Below are 14,720 nucleotides of genomic sequence, written 5' to 3'. Positions count from 1 at the left end.
GTAGTCTTGAAGGCCTTCGCTCCACGGCACACAGGACCAGACATGAAGCAGTTGCTCATCATCGGCATCGGCGCGGGCGACCCCGAATACCTCACCGTCCAGGCGATCAACGCGATGAACCGCGCGGATGTGTTCTTCCTCCTGGACAAGGGCAGCAGCAAGGAAAAGCTGATCCAGCTGCGCCGCGATATCCTCCAGCGCTATGTCACCCGCTCCGATTACCGCATCGTCGAGGCCGATAGCCCCGAACGCGTGCGCGAAGGCGACTACACCGGCCAGGTGCGCGATCTCAACCAGGCCAAGCAAGAAGTGTTCGAGCGCCTGATCGAGAACGAACTGCCGGACGGCCAATGCGGCGCCTTCCTGGTCTGGGGCGACCCTTCGCTCTACGACAGCACCCTGCGCATCCTCGACGCCATCCTGCGCCAGGGGCGTGTGACCTTCGACTACCAGGTGATCCCCGGCATCACCAGCGTGCAGGCGCTGGCCGCTCGCCACCGGGTGCCGCTCAACGTCATCGGCCAGTCGGTGCAGATCACCACCGGCCGCCGCCTGGCCGAAGGGTTTCCGGCGAACGCCCAGAGCGTGGTGGTGATGCTCGATGCCGAGGACACCTACCGCCAGCTGGACGACCCCGAACTGGAAATCTACTGGGGCGCGTACCTCGGCACGCCGGAGGAGATCCTGCGCAGCGGGCGGCTGGTCGAAGTCGGCGAAGACATCCAGCGCACCCGCCTGGCGGCCCGCGAGGCCAACGGCTGGATCATGGACACCTACCTGCTGCGGCGCGCGCCGAAGGACGCCTGAGCAAACACTCAGGACGCGTGGCGCCCACCCCGTCATCCGCCCTGCAATTGCGAACAGCCTCGACAAAAGCGGCTAGAGTCAGTGCGGTGTGCCGCGACGGCTCCCATGGGCCGTCCTCGGGACGAGGGCCCGGGTGGCGCGGTCTATACTGACTCGGCGCGCGGCAAGGAAATCCTCTGGCGCGCCGCCTGGCGGAGGATGGTCAATGAATGCACCTGGTCCCGTTGTTCGTCCGACGATCCTGATCGTCGACGATGCGCCCGAGAACCTGACGCTCCTTTCGGAGCTGTTGAAGATCCTGTATCGCGTCAAGGCGGCCCGCACGGGCGAAAAAGCGCTGCAGATCGCCCTGTCCGAGGAGCCGCCGGACCTCATCCTGCTCGACGTGATGATGCCCGGCATGAACGGCTTCGAGGTCTGCCGGCGGCTGCGCGAAGATGAACGCACGCGCCAGATCCCGGTGATCTTCATTACCGCCCAGGATGCCGCCGACGAGGAAATACGCGGCCTGGAACTGGGCGCGGTGGACTACCTGACCAAGCCGATCAACCCGCCCACCGTGCTGATGCGCGTGGACAACCAGCTGCGCATCAAGGCCGCCGCGGACTTTCTGCGCGACCAGAACGAGTTCCTCGAGCGGGAAGTGCAGCGGCGTACGCAGGAGCTTGCAGCCATTCAGGACGTGACCATCCTGGCGATGGCATCCCTGGCCGAGACCCGCGACAACGAGACCGGCAACCACATTCGCCGCACCCAGCATTACGTCAGCGTACTGGCCGAGCAGCTGCGGGAGCACCCGCGCTTCGCCGCCGAGCTGGACGAGGAAACCCGGCATCTGCTCTTCAAATCGGCGCCGCTGCACGACATCGGCAAGGTCGGCATCCCCGACCACATCCTGCTCAAACCGGGAAAGCTCACCCCGGAAGAGTTCGAGCTGATGAAAACCCACACCACCCTGGGCGTGGAGGCCCTGGAGAAAGCCGAAGAGCGCCTGGGCATGGACGTGCCCTTCCTTCGCCTGGCCAAGCAGATCGCCGCCGGACACCACGAGAAATGGGACGGTTCCGGCTATCCCTGCGGCCTGGCGGGCGATGCCATCCCGTTGTCGGCGCGACTGATGGCCGTGGCCGATGTCTACGATGCCCTGATCAGCAAACGGGTCTACAAGTCCCCCATGACCCATGCCAGCGCGGTGGACTTCATCCAGAGCCAGCGTGGGCAGCATTTCGATCCGGATATCGTGGATGCCTTCGTGGAACTGAAGGACGAGTTTCATCGCATTGCCGAACGCTTCAACGACAACGCCGGTGACCCTGACGTGCCGTTCCAGGCGCAGCGACAGCCCTAGGCTCCATTGCCGGCCACGCATCAACCTGGCCAGGAGGCGTCTCGATGAACCCGCTCGGCTTTCTCCAGCGCCTGATGCTGCGAACCCGGCTGCTGATCGGCTTCGGCGGCGTCCTGCTGCTCGTCCTGTTCCTGGGCCTGTACAGCCTGTATGTGCAGCGCGAGCAGATCGCACAGATGAACCTGGTCTACGAGAAGGAGATGCTGGGGCTTTCGCATATCGAGGCTGCCCGTGTCAGCCTCGCAGGCATCGGGCGCAGCATCCGCCAGCTGGTGCTGGCCACTGACGATGCAGGCCGCGCCCAGGCGAATGGGCAGTTCCTCGAAGCGCGCGCCAACCTGCGCGAAGAGATCGAACTCGCCCGGCCGCTGATCTATCGCACCCCCGCGCTGCAAGGGCTGGTGCGCTTCGAATCGGCCTACGAGGAATATCAGAATCAGATCCAGCACGTGCTGGCGCTCAACGATCAATCGCTGAAACCGGGGAAGACCAGCGACCTGGGCGCCATTGCGCTGCTCTCCTCCTCTGCCCTGCAGCGCCCCGGCGAGGTGGCCAACCAGGCGCTGGCCGAGGTGGCGCAGGCCAAGCGCGAGGGCGCCGACCTGGAAGTCAGGCTGGCCACGCAGCGCTTCCACCATAGCGTCCAGCTGACCGTCTGGCTGCTGGTGCTGGGGATTGTCGGCGGCGTGCTGTTCGGCATGATGATCAGCCTGTCGATCCGCCGCCCCGCCGATCAGCTGCGCTATTCGGTGGACGCCCTGAGCAAAGGGCAACTGGATGTGGACGTGCCGTTCCAGAACTACCCCAACGAGATCGGCGAAATGGCGCGCGCCATCACCGCGCTGCAGTCCGAAGCGCGGCAGATGGCCGACCAGCGCTGGTTGAAGACCCAGGTAGCCAGGCTCAGCAGCCAGATGCAGTCCGTGGCGGGCTCCGCCGAGCTGGGAGACCGCACCCTGCAGGCACTGGCTCCGCCGCTGGCGCTGCGCCGCGCCACCTTGCATGTCCATGATGAAAAGAACGCAGACCTGGTGCTGCTGGGCAGCTACGCTCCCGGCCCCGATCTGCCGGACCGGCTTCCCATGGGCCAGGGGCTGATCGGGCAATGCGCCAGGCAGCGCAGCGCTATCCACCTGCCCGTGCCGGAGCGCCAGGCGGAAGACTTCTGCTCGCCGCCAACCATGCTCGACATATTGCCGCTGATCCACGGCGAACGCCTGGTGGGCGTGCTGGCCCTGGAAGGCATGCAGGAGCTGGGGGCAAGCCAGCTCGCCCTGCTCGACGAGTTTCTTCCGCTGCTGGCCATGAATCTCGAAGTCCTCGAGCGTACCTCGCGCACCGAGCAGCTGCTCGCGGAAACCCTCACCCAGGCCGAGCAGATGGAACGCCAGGCCACCGCCCTGCAGGAAAGCGAGACGCGCCTGCAGTACATTCTCGACTGCAGTCCGGTGAGCGTCGCTATCTCCACCCAGGGGCACCTGCACCTGGTCAACCCGGCGTTCATCGAGAGCTACGGACTCAAGGCCGGCGATGAAGCAGCCGGGCTCTACGTGGACGCAGCGGAGCGCGCGGCGATCTGGAACGAGCTGCTGGCCGGGGAGCAGATGCTCGAACGCGAGGTGCGCCTGTACGACCGCCAGGGTGGTGAACGTGACGTTCTGGCGACCTACCTGCCCGTTGTCCACCAGGGCGAGCCGGCCATGCTGGCCTGGCTCTACGACATCACCGAGCGCAAGCTGGCCGAGCAGCAGATGCGCCGCGCCAAGGAGCTGGCCGAGGAAGCGACCCGGGCCAAGAGCGAATTCCTCGCCAACATGAGCCACGAGATCCGCACGCCGATGAACGTGATCATCGGCATGAGCAGCCTTGCCCTGAAGAGCGGGCTGAACGCGCGCCAGCACAACTACGTGCAGAAGGTGAACCGCTCCGCCGAAGGGCTGCTCGGGATCATCAACGACATCCTCGACTTCTCCAAGATCGAGGCCGGCATGATGAGCGTCGAGCACGTCGAGTTCCGCCTGGAGGACGTGCTCGAGCAGTTCTCCGGCATGGTCGGTTTCAAGGCGGAAGAGAAATCGCTGGAGTTGTTGTTCCAGCTCAGCCAGGACCTGCCTACCTCCCTGGTTGGCGACCCGCTGCGCCTGGGACAGATCCTGCTCAACCTGGGCAACAACGCGGTGAAGTTCACCGAGCGCGGGGAAATCGTCCTCGGCATCGAGCCAGTGGCGCTCGGCAGCGAGCAGGCGGAACTGCACTTCTGGCTGCGCGACACCGGTATCGGCATGACCGGTGAGCAATGCGGGCGCATGTTCCAGTCCTTCATCCAGGCCGACTCTTCCACCTCGCGCCGCTACGGCGGCACCGGGTTGGGGCTGTCGATCTCCAGGAGCCTGGTGGAACTCATGGGCGGGCGCATCTGGGTGGAGAGCGAACCGGGCAAGGGCTCGGTGTTCCACTTCCACGCGCACTTCGGTATCCCCGACGCCGCCGCGCCACGGCGCATGCTGCGGGCGGACGAACTACTGGGGATCCGCGCGCTGGTGGTCGACGACAACGCCTCGGCACGGGAGATCCTCTCCGGCATGGCGCTGAGCTACGGACTGGAAGTGGACGTCGCGCGCAACGGCAACGAGGCGCTGGAGTGGATCAGCGAGGCGGAACAGCAGCAGTTGCCCTATCAGCTGGTCCTGGTGGACTGGCAGATGCCGGGCATGGATGGCATCGAGGTGGTCGCGCGTCTTCACGACGGTCACTGCGCGGAGGTGCCGGCGGTGATCATGGTCACTGCTTTCGGCCGCGAGGAAGCGCTGGGCGCCGCCCAGCAGCGCGGCGTCGAGTTGGGTACGGTGCTGACCAAACCGGTGACGCCCTCCACCCTGCTGGAGTCGATCAACATGGCCCTGGGCAAGCAGAGCGTCGTCGAGCCGCGCAGCCGCGAACGCCAGAGCGCGACCGACGATGCCCTGGCCAGCGTCGCCGGCAGCCGGATGTTGCTGGTGGAAGACAACGAGCTGAACCAGGAACTGGCGATGGAGCTGCTGGGCGATGCCGGCATCGAGATCGTGCTGGCCTGCAATGGTCAGGAAGCACTGGATCGACTGGCCGTCGACACACAGTTCGATGCGGTGCTGATGGACTGCCAGATGCCCGTACTCGACGGCTATGCGGCCACCCGGGCGCTGCGCCTGCGCCCTGGACTGGCGCAGCTGCCGATCATCGCCATGACCGCCAACAACATGGCCGGGGACCGCGAACTGGCGCTGGCCGCCGGCATGAACGACCACATCGCCAAGCCCATCGACCCGGAAGCGATGTTCCTCACCCTGGCGCGCTGGATCGAGCCGCGGCAGCAGCCGGACACTGCGAGCGCGCCGGCACTGACGACACCGCCCGCCAGCCAGTTCGACCTGCCGGGTATCGACAGCCGTGCAGGGCTGGCCACCTGCGCCGGCAAGGTGGACCTCTACGAACGACTGCTGCAGCGCTTTCGCACCCGCTACCGGGACTTCATCGGCGAATTCCACGCCCTCGACCCGGCGACCGACCCGACCGCTCGGCGCCGCGCGGCCCATACGCTGCGTGGCGCAGCCGGCAATATCGGCGCCCTGGCATTGGCGAAAGCCGCCACGGCACTGGAAGAGGCCTGTCAGGGAGCAGCGTCGGAGGAACTGATCTCACGCCTGCTGTCCGACTTGCAAGGGCAGTTGGATATCGTCCAGGCGGGCCTGGCGAACCGTGCCGACCGACCTCCGGAACAGCCTGCTGCACCGCGTGTTGCACCCAGCGAGGCCTCCGCCCTGCTCCAGCAACTGCAGGGACTGCTTGAGCGCAGCGACACCAGTGCTGGCGATCTCGTCGGCCGCTTGAGCGGTCTCTATCAGGATCAGGCTCGCGCCGCGCAGCTCCGGCAGATAGCCGAAGCGATCGAAGGATTCGACTACGAACAGGCGCTGGCGCAGCTGCAACAGCTCACGGGTGAAGCGCCAGAGCCCGCTCAACCGCAGCCCTGACCGCCCTCACAACGTCCTGATCGAGGTACTGATCGCCCGCGCGCACTCGATGGCCGCGGGCGCCAGGCGGCGTTCTGCGTCTTCGCGGGTCCAGCGACTGGTGGGCGCCACCACGTGCACCGAAGCGACCGGGCGGCCCTGGCTGTTGCGCACCGGCGCAGCCACCGCCATGTCTCCCAGGAACAGTTCCTCGCTGTTGATCGCATAACCCTTGCGGCGAATCTCGGCAATCTCGCCGAGGATTTCCTCCAGCGAAGTGCGGGTGTACTGGGTGTGGCTGGACAGGTCACTGTCCTGCAACAACTCCAGCACCTCGTCGTCGCTCAGCGCGCTGAGGAAGGCACGGCCCGAAGCGGTGCAGTACATGGGAATGCGGCTGCCGATGGGCAGGTGGATCGGGATGAACTTCGGCCCCACGAAGCGCGCCACGTAGAGCATGTCGGTGCGCACCGGTTCGGTGAGATTGGTGGTCTCGCCCGTGGTCTGCGCCAGCTCCGCGAGGAAAGGGTTGGCCACGTCCACCAGGGTATCGGCGGCGAGGTAGTTGTAGCCGATCTCCATCACCTGCGGCGTCAGCTGGAAGCGCTTGGTCTGTGGGTGCTTGCTGACATACCCCAGTGCTTCGAGGGTATGGATCATCCGCTGCGCCGAGCTCTTGGTGATATCGGCGGCCTCGGCCACCTCGGCCAGGTTCATCGTGCGGTTGCGCGCATTGAAGGCGCGTAGCACCGCCAGGCCTTTTTCCAGCGACTGGTTGAAGAGGCTGTTTTCGTTGTCGCTCATGTCTCGTCCTTGCGAGGGAGAACGCCTTGGATCAGGCATTAAGTATCGATATGCGATATTTATAAATCTCTTTACGATTCTTGTAAATCATTTATATTGCGACCAACGCCTCCTGCCGAACCTCGAGGCCATCCATAACGCATAACGACAACAAACCGCGTCAAATGGGAGTTCACCAATGCATCCTCGCCTCCGCGTGTTTTCCTGCGCCCTCGCGCTCGTCGCCAGCTGCGCTGCATCCCTGGCCGCCCAGGCCGAACCGCTGAAGGTCGGCGCCACCGCCACCGGCGTGCCGTTCACCTTCCTCGACATCCAGACCAACAGCATCCAGGGCATGATGGTCGATTCCGCGCAGGCCGTGGCCAAGGCCGGCGGCTTCGAGGTGGAAATCGCCCAGACCACCTTCGCCGCACTGATCCCCTCGCTCACCGCGAAGAAGATCGACCTGATCTCCGCCGCCATGCTGCGCACTCCCGAGCGGGAGAAAGTCGTGCAGTACTCCGACCCGGTATTCGAGTACGGCGAAGGCCTGGTGGTGCGTGCCGACGATGACAAGGCCTACACCAGCATGGATGACTTCAAGGGCGAAGTGGTCGGTGCCCAGGTCGGTACCATCTTCATCGACAAGCTCAACCAGCGCGGCATCTTCAAGGAGGTGCGCGGCTACGACTCCCTCGCCGACCTCACTCGCGACCTGGCGCTGGGGCGCATCAAGGCCGGCTTCGGCGACCATCCGATCCTCGCCTACCAGATGGCCAAGGGCAGCCTGAAGAAGGTGCGCCTGGTGGACAGCTACCAGCCGCAGATCAAGGGCGAAGTCTGCCTGATCCTGCGCCAGGGTGACCCGGCGCTACTCGCCCAGGTCAACAAGGGCATCGCCAGCATCAAGGCCGACGGCACCCTGGCCGGCATCATCGGCAAGTGGCACCTGGACTGACGTCCGCCTGCCTCACGCCTTTCCCAAGTCTCACCCGTGCCTTTCGCCGGAGCCTCGCGCCCGGTGAAGGGTGACGGCCGCCCTGATTTCCGCCCATGGACAAGCCCATGTTTCTCCAGAATGCCCTGGACTTCCTGCCCATTCTCCTGAATGGCGCGGTGGTCACCGTGCAAGTCACGATTGCCTCTTTCCTGCTCAGCTCGCTCATCGGCCTGGCCTTCGCCCTGATGATGGTGTCGAAGGTCCGCGCCGTGGCGCTGTTCGGCATCTCCGTGGTCAACGTCATCCGTGGCCTGCCGATCATCGTGCAGCTGTTCTACATCTACTTCGTGCTGCCGGACTTCGGCGTCCAGCTCAGCGCCATGCAGGCCGGCATCATCGGCCTGGGCATCGCCTACTCGGCGTACCAGGCGGAGAACTTCCGCGCCGGCATCCAGGCCATCCAGCAGGGGCAGATCGAAGCCGCCGAATCGCTCGGCATGCGTGGCCCGATGATCATGCGCCGGGTGGTACTGCCGCAGGCCTTCCGCATCGCCCTGCCGCCCTACGGCAATACCCTGGTGATGATGCTCAAGGACTCCTCGCTGGTGTCCACCATCACCGTCGCCGAGATGACCCGCGCCGGCCAGCTGATCGCTTCCTCGACCTTCGAGAACATGACCGTCTACACCCTGGTCGCCCTGCTCTACCTGGCCCTCAGCCTGCCGCTGTCGTTCGCCCTGCGCCGCCTCGAAGCGCGCATCGCCACGAGGAAGAAAGCATGATCCGTATCCAGTCGCTGCACAAAAGCTACGGCAGCACACGCGTCCTCGAAGGCATCGACCTGTCGGTGGAAAGCGGCCAGGTGGTGTGCCTGATCGGCCCGTCCGGCTCGGGCAAGTCCACCCTGCTGCGCTGCATCAATGGCCTGGAAACCTACGAGGGTGGCGACATCCTGATCGGCCAGGAACGCGTCGACCGCCACGCCAGTTCCATCCATGAAATCCGCACCCAGGTGGCGATGGTGTTCCAGCGCTTCAACCTGTTCCCCCACCGCACCGCCCTGCAGAACGTCATGGAAGGCCCGGTGTACGTGAAGAAGGAACGACCCGAAGCGGCCCGCGAACACGCCCGCGCCCTGCTGGAGAAGGTCGGCCTGAGCCACCGCATGGACGCCTACCCGGACGAACTCTCCGGCGGCCAGCAACAACGCGTTGCCATCGCCCGTGCGCTGGCGATGCGGCCCAAGGCGATCCTCTTCGACGAGCCGACCTCGGCGCTGGACCCGGAACTGGTGGGCGAAGTGCTGGCGGTGATGCGCAAGCTCGCCGACGAGGGCATGACCATGGTGGTGGTGACCCACGAGATGGGCTTCGCCCGTGAAGTGGCGGACAAGGTGTGCTTCCTTTATGGCGGCCGTATCGTCGAGGAAGGCGCGGCCAAGGACGTGCTCGGCGCGCCGAGCCAGCCGCGCACCCAGGAATTCCTCCGGCGCCTGCTCAACACCGACGGGGGCCAGGCATGAACGCCCAGCTCCTGGCACTGCCGCCCTCGCTGTGGGCAGCCACCGCCAACGCCGGCCCCGCCACACCGGCGCTGGCTGAAGACAAGCAGGTCGACGTCGCCATCATCGGCGCCGGCTACACCGGATTGGTCACTGCCCTGCACCTGGCCCGCAATGGCGTGCGCGTTTGCGTGCTGGACGCCGGCGAGCCCGGCTGGGGCGCCTCCGGGCGCAACGGCGGGCAGGTGATCCCCGGCCTCAAGCATGACCCCGACGACCTGCGACGCATGTTCGGCGGCGACCGGGCCGAGCGCCTGATCGACGTCGCCGGCGGCGCTGCCGATGAGGTCTTCGAACTGATCCGCCGCTACGACATCGATTGCGAAGCCACCCGCAAGGGCTGGATCCAGCCGGCTGCTTCGCCGGCCGCCCTGCGCGCCATCGAGAAGCGCGCCGAGCAGTGGCGCCAGCGCGGTGTACCGGTGGAGATGCTCGACAAGAGCAGCGTCGCCCGGCGCATCGGCAGCCCTGACTACCTCGGCGCCTGGGTCGACCCGCGCGCCGGCAGCGTCCAGCCGTTGAGCTATGTGCGCGGTCTGGCGCGAGCAGCGCTGAGTGAAGGCGCGGACATCCACGGCCACAATCGCGTGACCAACCTGCGGCGCCACGGCAGCGGCTGGCAGCTCACCACCGACGCGGGGCACACGGTCACCGCCGAGCGGGTGATCCTCGCCACCAACGGCTACACCGACGGCCTCTGGCCGAAGCTGCGGCAGACGGTGATCGCCGCCAACAGCTTCATCGTTGCGACCCGGCCCTTGCCGGAGAACCTGCGGCGCAGCGTGCTGCCGGGAGGCGAAGTCTGCTCGGATGCGCGCCGGCTGCTGTTGTACTTCAAGCAGGACGCGCGCGGCCGGCTGCTGCTGGGCGGTCGCGGCCCATTTGCCGAGCCGCGTTCGCCCGGTGATTGGCTGCACCTCAAGCGCTCGCTGCTGGGGCTGTTCCCGCAGCTGGCGGAGGTCGAGTTCGAGTACCAGTGGAGTGGCCGCGTGGCGCTGACGCCAGACTTCATGCCACGCCTGCATGAACCGGCCCCCAACCTCAGCATCCTGCTGGGCTACAACGGTCGCGGCATCGCCATGGCCTCGACCCTGGGCCGGCACCTGGCAGAGCGTTTGCTGGACCGAGAGAAAGACTTCCCCTTCCCGGTCACACCGGTGCGGCCGATCCCCTTGCACAGCCTGCAGCGCCTGTACCTGGGCGTGGGCATCGCCTGGTACCGCCTGCTCGACGCCGTGTTCTGACGGCGGCCAACCTGCCCCACAAGCCCTGGCGCGAGCTTTTTCACGCTAATTCCCACGCCTTGCGGAAAGTGGATAGAACGCCCCGTGCTGCCAGCCGACACTAGCCCGGCCTGGCAGCACGATGCTGCGCGCGCATCCCTTATAAAACCAAGAAACCTTCCGAGGCTTGTATGACCACCCCCGCCGAGCAACTGGAGCAACGGCTGAAGCAACAGAAAATCACCGAAGTCGAATGCGTGGTGAGCGACCTCACCGGCATCGCCCGCGGCAAGATTTCCCCCACCAACAAGTTCCTCGGCGAAGGGGGCATGCGACTCCCCGAAAGTGTCCTGTTGCAGACCGTCACCGGCGATTTCGTCGATGACGACATCTACTACGACCTGCTCGACGAAGCGGACATCGACATGGTCTGCAAGCCCGACCCGGACGCCATCTTCCTGGTGCCCTGGGCGCTGGAGCCGACCGCGATGGTCATCCACGACACCTTCGACAAGGTCGGCAACCCCATCGAACTGTCCCCGCGCAACGTGCTCAAGCGCGTGCTCAAGCTCTACGCCGACAAAGGCTGGAGCCCGGTCGTGGCGCCGGAGATGGAGTTCTACCTGACCAAGCGCAGCAGCGACCCGGACTTCCCGCTGGAAGCCCCCGTCGGCCGCTCGGGCCGCCCGGAAAGCGGCCGCCAGAGCTTCTCCATCGACGCCGCCAACGAATTCGACCCGCTGTTCGAGGACGTCTACGACTGGTGCGAACTGCAGGGCCTGGACCTGGACACGCTGATCCACGAAGACGGCCCGGCGCAGATGGAAATCAACTTCCGTCACGGCGACGCGCTGAGCCTGGCCGACCAGATCATCGTGTTCAAGCGCACCATGCGCGAAGCCGCGCTCAAGCATGACGTCAGCGCCACCTTCATGGCCAAGCCGATCACCGACGAGCCCGGCAGCGCCATGCACATTCACCAGAGCGTGCTGGATATCGCCACCGGCAAGAACATCTTCGCCGCCGAAGACGGCTCCATGAGCCAGCTGTTCCTGCACTACATCGGCGGCCTGCAGAAGTACATCCCGAAAGTGCTGCCGATGTTCGCGCCCAACGTGAACTCCTTCCGCCGCTTCCTGCCGGACACCTCCGCGCCGGTGAACGTCGAGTGGGGCGAAGAAAACCGCACCGTGGGCCTGCGCGTGCCCGCCGCTCCGCCGGCCGCCATGCGCGTGGAAAACCGCCTGCCGGGTGCCGACGCCAACCCCTACCTGGCGCTGGCCGCCAGCCTGCTCTGCGGCTACCTGGGCATGATCGAGCAGGTCAACCCCAGCGCCGCCGTCCAGGGCCGCGCCTACGAGCGCCGCAACCTGCGCCTGCCGATCACCATCGAGGATGCGCTGCAGCAGATGGAAGACTGCGCCGTGCTCAAGGAATTCCTCGGCGAGAAGTTCGTGCAGGGCTACGTCGCCGTGAAGCGCACCGAGCACGAGAACTTCAAGCGGGTGATCAGCTCCTGGGAGCGTGAGTTCCTGCTGCTGAGCGTCTGATTCCGCGTCACCGACTTCACAACAACAATTCGGGAGTCCCCATGAGACTGCTGCGCACCCTTGCGCCCTTCGCCCTGGCCATGATGGCCTCGGCCGTGCACGCTGAACCGACCGTCAGCATCTACAACTGGACCGACTACATCGCCCCGGACACCCTCGCCGGCTTCCAGAAGACCACCGGGATCAAGCCGGTCTACGACGTCTTCGATTCCAACGAGACCCTGGAAGGCAAGCTGCTGGCGGGCCGCTCCGGCTACGACGTGGTGGTGCCGTCCAACCACTTCCTGACCCGCCAGGTGCAGGCCGGCGTGTTCCTTGAGCTCGACCGCAGCCAGCTGCCGAACTGGAAGCACCTGGACCCGACACTGCTCAAGCTGCTGGAACAGAACGACCCGGGCAACAAGCACTCGGTGCCCTACCTGTGGGGTACCAACGGCATCGGCTACAACGTCGCCAAGGTCAAGCAGGTGCTGGGCGTCGACAAGATCGATTCGTGGTCGGTGCTGTTCGAGCCGGAGAACATCAGGAAGCTCAGCGCGTGCGGCGTGGCCTTCATGGACTCGCCCGACGAGATGATCCCCTCGGTACTCAACTACCTGGGACTGGACCCCAACAGTACCAACCCGGCGGACTATCCCAAGGCCGAGGCCAAGCTGGTGGCGGTGCGCCCGTACGTCACCTACTTCCACTCCTCGAAGTACATCTCGGACCTGGCCAACGGCAACATCTGCGTGGCCTTCGGCTACTCCGGCGACGTATTCCAGGCGGCCGCGCGCGCCAAGGAAGCCAAGAACGGCATCGAGATCGCCTACAGCATTCCCAAGGAAGGCGCGAACCTGTGGTTCGACCTGATGGCGATCCCCTCGGATGCAGGTCACCCGGAGCAGGCCCTGGCGTTCATCAACTACATCCTCGATCCGAAGGTGATCGCCGGCATCAGCGAGTACGTCGGCTACCCCAGCGCCAATGCTGACGCCAAGACCCTGCTGCCCGAAGAGATGCAGAACAACCCCGAGGTCTACCCGAGCCAGGCCGTGCTCGACAAGCTGTACATCGCCAAGGCGCCGCCGCCCAAGATCATGCGCCTGATGACCCGCAGCTGGAGCAAGATCAAGTTCAACCAATGAGTCGAGAAACTTCCATGAAGCACACCGAGGAGCACGCCGCGTCCTATTACGCCGCGACCGCCCGCGACCGTCAGCAGTACCCTTCCCTCACCGGGGATGTGCGGGCGGACGTCTGCGTGATCGGCGGCGGCTTCACTGGCGTGAACGCAGCCCTGGAGCTGGCCCGGCGCGGCCACTCCGTGGTGCTGCTGGAAGCCCGGCGCATCGGTTGGGGCGCCAGCGGGCGCAACGGCGGGCAACTGATCCGTGGCATCGGCCATGACGTCAGCGGCTTCGCCAAGTACGTCGGCGAGGAAGGCGTGCAGTATCTCGAGCAGGCGGGTGTCGACTCGGTGGCCCTGGTCGCCGAACGCATCCGTGAGCTGGATATCGAGTGCGACCTGCGCTGGGGCTTCTGCGAGCTGGCCAATACCCCGGCGCAATACGCCGCCATGGTCCGCGAGCAGGAGTCGCTGAGCGCGTCGGACTACCCACACGAGACCCGCCTGGTGCCGCCGGACCGCATGCGCGAAGTGGTCGCCAGCGACTGCTACGCGGGCGGGCACATCGACATGGGGTCCGGTCACCTGCACCCGCTCGACCTGGTGAAGGGCGAGGCCCGCGCCGCCAAGGCCTTCGGCGCGCAGATCTTCGAACAGAGCCCGGTGCTACGTATCGAGCACGGTGCGACCGCCGTCGTTCACTGCACCCAGGGTCGGGTACTGGCGAAGACCCTGGTGCTGGGCTGCAACGCACACCTGGAGGAGCTGGAACCCAAGCTCACCGGCAAGGTACTCCCAGCCGGCAGCTACGTGGTGGCGACCGAACCCCTGTCCGAGGAACTGGCAGCACAGCTGATCCCGCAGAATATGGCGCTGTGCGACCAGAAGGTGGGGCTGGACTACTACCGCCTGACCGCCGACCGGCGCCTGCTGTTCGGCGGCGCCTGCCACTACTCCGGGCGCGACCCGGCGGACATCGGCGCCTACATGCGGCCGAAGGTGCTCAAGGTATTCCCGCAGCTGGAGCAGGTGAAGCTCGACTACCAGTGGGGCGGCATGATCGGCATCACCGCCAATCGCTTCCCGCAGGTCGGACGCCTCAAGTCTCACCCCAATGTGTACTTCGCCCAGGGCTATTCCGGCCACGGGCTGAACGTCACGCACTGGTCGGCCAAGCTGCTCGCCGAGGCCATCCACCAGGGCGAAAGCAAGGGGCTGGACCTGTTCAGCGCCGTGCCGCACCTGATCTTTCCCGGCGGCAAGCTGCTGCGCTCGCCTCTGCTGGCACTGGGGATGGCGTGGTATCGGGTTCGGGAATTGCTGGGCTGATCGGCGCCGCCGGATGCCCATCGCGGGGGGGGGGGGCGGCGAGCGCAACGCAGGGGGGGGGGGGGGGGGCCGGCGGGCGCGG

Annotated in this window: 11 protein-coding genes; 10 read left to right on the top strand and 1 reads right to left on the bottom strand. The window is 65.9% G+C overall.

Features of this window, described 5'->3' with window-relative positions; all coding sequences use genetic code 11:
• Window positions 1-42: 42 nt before the first annotated feature.
• From cobF to MJ122_RS12410, 3 genes are all read left to right on the top strand, one after another.
• Window positions 43-807 (top strand): precorrin-6A synthase (deacetylating), encoded by a 765-nt coding sequence (cobF, locus tag MJ122_RS12420; RefSeq protein WP_239744378.1) that lies wholly within the window; start codon window positions 43-45, stop codon window positions 805-807.
• Between the two features lie 205 nt (window positions 808-1,012).
• Window positions 1,013-2,155: a two-component system response regulator gene (locus tag MJ122_RS12415; protein WP_239744377.1), complete on the top strand. Its 1,143-nt coding sequence runs from the start codon at window positions 1,013-1,015 to the stop codon at window positions 2,153-2,155.
• 44 nt (window positions 2,156-2,199) lie between these two features.
• Complete coding sequence (locus tag MJ122_RS12410; RefSeq protein ID WP_239744376.1) at window positions 2,200-6,165, top strand: response regulator; 3,966 nt, start codon at window positions 2,200-2,202, stop codon at window positions 6,163-6,165.
• Between the two features lie 6 nt (window positions 6,166-6,171).
• On the opposite strand, the gene MJ122_RS12405 is transcribed toward MJ122_RS12410, so the two are convergent.
• Complete coding sequence (locus MJ122_RS12405; protein WP_088417093.1) at window positions 6,172-6,948, bottom strand: IclR family transcriptional regulator; 777 nt, start codon at window positions 6,946-6,948, stop codon at window positions 6,172-6,174.
• Between the two features lie 178 nt (window positions 6,949-7,126).
• On the opposite strand from MJ122_RS12405, the gene MJ122_RS12400 reads away from it, so the two are divergent.
• From MJ122_RS12400 to MJ122_RS12370, 7 genes are all read left to right on the top strand, one after another.
• Window positions 7,127-7,885 carry an ABC transporter substrate-binding protein gene (locus MJ122_RS12400; protein ID WP_088417094.1) on the top strand — a complete coding sequence of 253 codons (759 nt, stop codon included), beginning with the start codon at window positions 7,127-7,129 and terminating at the stop codon, window positions 7,883-7,885.
• Between the two features lie 95 nt (window positions 7,886-7,980).
• Window positions 7,981-8,649, top strand: a complete 669-nt coding sequence (locus tag MJ122_RS12395) for an amino acid ABC transporter permease (protein WP_239744375.1) — start codon at window positions 7,981-7,983, stop codon at window positions 8,647-8,649.
• Window positions 8,646-9,389 (top strand): amino acid ABC transporter ATP-binding protein, encoded by a 744-nt coding sequence (locus MJ122_RS12390; RefSeq protein WP_239744374.1) that lies wholly within the window; start codon window positions 8,646-8,648, stop codon window positions 9,387-9,389. The genes MJ122_RS12395 and MJ122_RS12390 overlap by 4 nt, the downstream gene beginning before the upstream one ends.
• A complete protein-coding gene (locus tag MJ122_RS12385) occupies window positions 9,386-10,672 on the top strand; it encodes an FAD-binding oxidoreductase (protein ID WP_239744373.1) in 1,287 nt (428 codons plus the stop codon). Before MJ122_RS12390 ends, MJ122_RS12385 begins: the two co-directional genes overlap by 4 nt.
• A gap of 170 nt (window positions 10,673-10,842) precedes the next feature.
• Complete coding sequence (locus MJ122_RS12380) at window positions 10,843-12,201, top strand: glutamine synthetase family protein (protein WP_239744372.1); 1,359 nt, start codon at window positions 10,843-10,845, stop codon at window positions 12,199-12,201.
• Between the two features lie 41 nt (window positions 12,202-12,242).
• Window positions 12,243-13,328, top strand: coding sequence for a polyamine ABC transporter substrate-binding protein (locus tag MJ122_RS12375; protein ID WP_239744371.1), 1,086 nt, complete (start codon window positions 12,243-12,245; stop codon window positions 13,326-13,328).
• 14 nt (window positions 13,329-13,342) lie between these two features.
• Window positions 13,343-14,638 carry an FAD-binding oxidoreductase gene (locus tag MJ122_RS12370; RefSeq protein ID WP_239744370.1) on the top strand — a complete coding sequence of 432 codons (1,296 nt, stop codon included), beginning with the start codon at window positions 13,343-13,345 and terminating at the stop codon, window positions 14,636-14,638.
• Window positions 14,639-14,720: the final 82 nt, after the last annotated feature.

The organism is Pseudomonas sp. DP-17 (assembly GCF_022380625.1).
GTDB lineage: Bacteria > Pseudomonadota > Gammaproteobacteria > Pseudomonadales > Pseudomonadaceae > Pseudomonas > Pseudomonas nitroreducens_A.
Note: the sequence above shows the minus strand (reverse complement) of the source record. Positions and strands in the feature narration are given on the sequence as shown.

Bases quoted from the DNA above. Each gene is read 5' to 3' on its own strand.
- MJ122_RS12410 (WP_239744376.1), top strand. From the start codon at position 2,200: ATGAACCCGCTCGGCTTTCTCCAGCGCCTGATGCTGCGAACCCGGCTG.
- MJ122_RS12405 (WP_088417093.1), bottom strand. From the start codon at position 6,948: ATGAGCGACAACGAAAACAGCCTCTTCAACCAGTCGCTGGAAAAAGGC.
- cobF (WP_239744378.1), top strand. From the start codon at position 43: ATGAAGCAGTTGCTCATCATCGGCATCGGCGCGGGCGACCCCGAATAC.
- MJ122_RS12400 (WP_088417094.1), top strand. From the start codon at position 7,127: ATGCATCCTCGCCTCCGCGTGTTTTCCTGCGCCCTCGCGCTCGTCGCC.
- MJ122_RS12375 (WP_239744371.1), top strand. From the start codon at position 12,243: ATGAGACTGCTGCGCACCCTTGCGCCCTTCGCCCTGGCCATGATGGCC.
- MJ122_RS12370 (WP_239744370.1), top strand. From the start codon at position 13,343: ATGAAGCACACCGAGGAGCACGCCGCGTCCTATTACGCCGCGACCGCC.
- MJ122_RS12415 (WP_239744377.1), top strand. From the start codon at position 1,013: ATGAATGCACCTGGTCCCGTTGTTCGTCCGACGATCCTGATCGTCGAC.
- MJ122_RS12395 (WP_239744375.1), top strand. From the start codon at position 7,981: ATGGACAAGCCCATGTTTCTCCAGAATGCCCTGGACTTCCTGCCCATT.
- MJ122_RS12390 (WP_239744374.1), top strand. From the start codon at position 8,646: ATGATCCGTATCCAGTCGCTGCACAAAAGCTACGGCAGCACACGCGTC.
- MJ122_RS12380 (WP_239744372.1), top strand. From the start codon at position 10,843: ATGACCACCCCCGCCGAGCAACTGGAGCAACGGCTGAAGCAACAGAAA.
- MJ122_RS12385 (WP_239744373.1), top strand. From the start codon at position 9,386: ATGAACGCCCAGCTCCTGGCACTGCCGCCCTCGCTGTGGGCAGCCACC.